The sequence below is a fragment of the Acidovorax sp. LjRoot204 genome (genome assembly GCF_056175785.1).
Genome location: NZ_JBGFFF010000247.1, coordinates 1 through 4,416, shown reverse-complemented (window position 1 = coordinate 4,416; position 4,416 = coordinate 1). Strand labels below are relative to the sequence as shown.

6 protein-coding genes are annotated in these 4,416 nt (G+C 66.1%); 2 read left to right on the top strand and 4 right to left on the bottom strand.

Annotation, left to right across the window (positions count from 1 at the left end):
* The 4 genes from AC04MI_RS23725 to AC04MI_RS23710 all read right to left on the bottom strand — a co-directional run.
* A partial coding sequence (locus AC04MI_RS23725; RefSeq protein ID WP_476498876.1) for a histidine phosphatase family protein occupies positions 1-403 on the bottom strand: 403 nt, incomplete at its 3' end.
* Positions 375-1,343, bottom strand: a complete 969-nt coding sequence (locus AC04MI_RS23720; RefSeq protein ID WP_436077815.1) for an MBL fold metallo-hydrolase — start codon at positions 1,341-1,343, stop codon at positions 375-377. The genes AC04MI_RS23725 and AC04MI_RS23720, both read right to left, overlap by 29 nt.
* A 162-nt stretch (positions 1,344-1,505) precedes the next feature.
* Positions 1,506-1,874 carry a hypothetical protein gene (locus tag AC04MI_RS23715; RefSeq protein WP_436074715.1) on the bottom strand — a complete coding sequence of 123 codons (369 nt, stop codon included), beginning with the start codon at positions 1,872-1,874 and terminating at the stop codon, positions 1,506-1,508.
* A gap of 45 nt (positions 1,875-1,919) precedes the next feature.
* Positions 1,920-2,672 (bottom strand): IclR family transcriptional regulator, encoded by a 753-nt coding sequence (locus AC04MI_RS23710; protein WP_436074716.1) that lies wholly within the window; start codon positions 2,670-2,672, stop codon positions 1,920-1,922.
* A gap of 89 nt (positions 2,673-2,761) precedes the next feature.
* Between AC04MI_RS23710 and AC04MI_RS23705 the strand changes: the two genes are divergently transcribed.
* Positions 2,762-3,592 (top strand): SDR family oxidoreductase, encoded by an 831-nt coding sequence (locus AC04MI_RS23705; RefSeq protein WP_192419947.1) that lies wholly within the window; start codon positions 2,762-2,764, stop codon positions 3,590-3,592.
* A gap of 72 nt (positions 3,593-3,664) precedes the next feature.
* Positions 3,665-4,416, top strand: a 752-nt coding sequence (locus AC04MI_RS23700) for a flavin-containing monooxygenase (protein WP_476498875.1), incomplete at its 3' end; no start/stop codon positions are given.

The following is a 4,416-nucleotide window of genomic DNA, read 5'->3' as shown; positions in this document are numbered from 1 at the left end:
GGGTGGCACTGTCTATGCACCGGCACCAGGGGCTTGACAGCACCTTCTCCGGACGCAATTGCCGCGTCTGGAACCACTCGCCAATGCGCCGGGCCTGGGCCCGGCCTTCATCGTTCAGGTTGCGCTGGGTGCTGCAGTCGCCCAGGCGGAAACCCGGGGGATCGAAGGTGCCGGGGGCCAGCGCGTGGCGAAACAACGCCGCCACTCCGCCCTGGCGCAGCAAGACCTCGGCACCCGCTTCCTGAGCTGCCCAGGTCTGCAGGGCTGTGAGGGCCAGTCCGCTACCCAGTGCGCCTGCCGCGCCCCTGCCCAGCAAGGTGCGCCGTGTGACGCGCGTACCTTGCGTCGCAGCCTGATCCCCGGCTGCTTCGGCCTCAGGCAGCTGGCTGGAAGGCATAGCCATTGCCCGCTGCTGCTACGCGGCCAAACGCAGGGAAGGGGAAGTGGAAGCCGCCCAGCATGGCGCTGCTGGTGGTGATGCGCTGGAACACCTCGCGGCGGACCTTGCGCGCAGCCTCTGCGTCCATGTCAAAGGTCACGGCCCAGTCGGGGTTGCGCGCGAACAATGCGGGCACGTTGGTCAGGTCTGCCACATAGAAGAAGTTCTGGCCTGCCGACTTCAATTCGAACAGCGTGTGGCCCGGCGTATGGCCGTAGGCGGCCACCGACTGGATGCCTGGTGCAACCTCGGTGCCCGCTTCAAACCGCACCAGCGTATCGGCTGGCATGGTGGCAAAGGTGCGGCGCACATTGTCAAACGCACCCTTCATGCCGGCGGGGGCGGCGGCCATGCGTGCGTCGTCCATCCAGAAGGCATGTTCGGCTGCAGGCACCATCACCTTGGCTTTCGGAAACACCAGCTCACCCGCCTTGTTGCGGATTCCATTGATGTGGTCGCCGTGGTAGTGGCTGACGAGCACGGTATCGATGTCGGAGGCCTGCATGCCCGCAGCGCGCAGACTGTCCAGCAGTTTGCCGGTGGTGGCACCACCAAACTCGCCCAGGCCGGTATCGATCAGGATCTTGCGCGCGCCCGCCACCACCAGGAAGGGGGTGTACGGCACATCGATGTAGTCGGTGGGCAGGCCTTGCGATGCGAGCAGCGCACGCACYTCGGCCAGCGGTGCGTTCTTCACAAATTCTTCCCCCAAAGGGCGGCGAGTGATGCCATCGTTCAGTGCGATCACCTCCACGTCTCCCACCTTCATGCGACGGAAACCAGGGCTGGGCAAGGTGGGCGTGCCGAAATTGGGTGCGTTCTGCGCCCACACGGGCACGAACGATCCCGCAGCGTAAACGGTGGTGGCCAGGCTTGCGCCCAGGAAGTGACGGCGTGACAGCATGAAACTCTCCAGTCTCGGGTTGAACTAATGAGTCGCAACTGTAGCGCTGGACCTCAGGAAAGCGTGGGCTGGCGCACTAACCTGTTTGCAACGTGGGGCTTTTGGTCGCTAATTGGGGTTAACCCTTTGGGTTGACCGGGTTGGAGGCCATGAAGAGGAGGCTCATTCCATATCGAAGGCTTCGCGCAAAGCGGTACAGAAGTCGCTGCTGCCACTGAGGGTGAGGGTCAGCGTGGTGCGCGGCGGCGCGGCACTGCCTGTGGTCATGTGCAGTTGCCCCGTCGCATCGTCAAAGGACAAGGTCAAGGGGCTCTGCACCTCTTGCACGCCGTGCAGGTCATAGTGCCACGCGCCGCCGTCTTCCTGCGGTGCGCAAGCGCCGGGCCAGTGTGCATGCGCCCAGGCCAGCACGGCAGCGATCTCGTTCTGCAAGGCAGGCAGTTGGGCGTGCAGGACGCTGGCCATGGCATCCAGGGTGCCGTTGCCGTCAGCGTCTTCGCTGTAGTCAAAGTCGAGGTAGTTCAGTTGCATGGTGAGAGCAGGTTATGAATGTGTCGGGAGGTGCTGCGCGATGGCTCAAGCCCAGGTCCGGCCCAGGGCCTGCGCGGCTTCTCCCAGCCGGGGCACCTGTTGCAGCGCCCGCCCCAGCGGCATGCGGGCAGAGGGTGCCTGCAGTGCCACGGCGCTGCGCACCTGGCGCCGCCCACCGGCCAACACGGGCACGGCCACACAGACGAGGCCGTCCACAAACTCCTCGGCGTCCGTGGCATAGCCTTGCCGCAGGATCTGCTCCAGCTCGGCTTCCAGGGCGGCGCGGTCGGTCAGAGTGGTGGCCGTGTGGCGGGTGAGGGGCAGGCCGTCCAGGATGGCGGCCCGGCGTGCGGACGACAGGTGGGCCAGAAACAGCTTGCCGCTGGCCGAGCAGTGGATGGGCACGCGGGTGCCGGGCCGTAGCTCCATGCGCAGCGGAAAGGCTGACTCCACCCGGTCCAGGTAGATCACTTCAGCGCCGCTCAACGCCGTGAGGTTGCAGCTTTCTCCAATGTCCGCCACCAGTTGCCGCAGCACAGCGTGGCGCACCCCATGCTGGGTGCCCGCGCTCAGCGTGCTTTCGGCCAGGCGCAGCAGACGTGGTGCGGGGGTGTAGCGCCGCCCGTCTGGCTCGCGCGCCAGCAGGCCACCGGCCTCCAGCTGGCCCAGCATGCGGTGCACGCTGGGCTTGGGCCAGCCGGTGGCATCTATGGCATCGCCCAGGCTGAAGGGCTGGCCCTGGGCGCACATCGTTTCCAGCAGTTCAAACAAGCGCAGGCTGGGCGGTGTGTTGGTCATAAATCTCGAAATTCGAGACGAATTCGTAAAACATTTCGGGATTATTCAGCATTGTGGCTAAGCTGCAAACCCAATTCACCGGGAGCTTCATGACCGCCTTTTTCCAGAACGTAGTGCTCACCGGCGCCTGTGGCGGGCTGGGCCAGGCGCTGGCGCGCGAGCTCATCGGCCAGGGCGCTGCCGTGGCGCTGGTGGGTCTGAACCGGCCCGCGCTGGAAACCTTGGCCGCACTGGCGCCAGAGCGCTGTGCTGTCTATACGCCCGATGTGGCCGACGTTACCGCCATGCAGGCCATGGCCGCCGACTGGATGGGCCGCTGGGGAACGCCTGACCTCGTCATCGCCAATGCCGGGGTGGCCGGGGGTTTTGACACCGCCCAGGTCGACGACTTGGTTGTGATGCGGCGCATGCTGGAGATCAACCTGCTGGGCGCCGCCACCACCTTCCAGCCCTTTGTGTCGGCCCTGCGCGCGCAGCGGCGCGGCGCGCTGGTGGGGGTGGCCAGCATTGCGGGCTGGCGGGGCATGCCGGGCAATGGCGCGTACTGCGCCAGCAAGGGCGGGCTCATCCGTTACCTGGAGAGTCTGCGTGCCGAGCTGCGCGGCGATTCCATCGTGGTGAGCACGGTCAGCCCTGGCTACCTGCGCACCGCGCTCACGGCAGGCAACCGTTTTGCCATGCCCGGCCTGATGGAGCCCGAGGACGCCGCGCGTGCCCTGCTGGCCGCTGTGGCCCGGGGGCGCACCCACATCGTGCTGCCCGCGCGCATTGGTTGGCTGGCGCGCCTGTTGAACCTGTTGCCTGATGCCCTGCACGACCGGCTGCTGCTGGGCCAGCCGCGCAAGCCGCGCGTGGGCGAGGCGGGGGCCACCGCCATTCCGGGGTTGCCAGTGCGCGCAGACAAGAACATCGACACCTGAGAGAGAAAAAAGCGAATGATGACAACAACAACGATGCCGGAGACAAGCCCTTCGACGCCGCTCGCACAGGACATGCGCGACCACATCGCCCTCATCGGCGCCGGCCCCAGCGGGCTGGCTGCGGCGCGCAATCTGCAGAAGCTGGGCGTGCCTTTCCAGGGCTTTGAAGCACACACCGATGTGGGTGGTTTGTGGAACATCGACAACCCGCGCAGCACGGTCTACGAATCGGCGCACCTGATCTCCAGCAAGCACACCACGGAGTTCACCGAGTTCCCCATGCGCCCCGAAGTGGCCGACTATCCGAGCCACCGGGACATGCGCCAGTATTTCTTCGACTTTGCAGAGCACTTTGGCCTGCGCCAGCACTTCTGGTTTGGCACGCGCGTGCTCCGGGTCGAACCGGTGGGGGAGGGCACTGCGCCGCTGTGGCGCGTGACGTGGACGCAGCACGGTGGGCCCGCGCAAACGGCAGAGTTCAAGGGCGTGGTGATTGCCAACGGCACGCTGGCCGAACCCAGCATGCCGCGCTTTGAGGGGCACTTTGACGGGGAGCTGCTGCACACCAGCGCCTACAAGAGCGCCGAGCYGTTCAAAGGCAAGCGCGTGCTGGTGGTGGGCGCGGGCAACTCGGGCTGCGACATTGCGGTGGATGCGGTGCACTACGCGCGCAGCGTGGACATCTCGGTGCGGCGCGGCTACTACTTCGTGCCCAAGTATGTGTTCGGCAAGCCCGCAGACACGCTGGGCGGCAAGTTCAAGATGCCGCCCTGGCTCAAGCAAAAGGTGGACAGCGTGGTGCTGCAATGGTTCACTGGCGACCC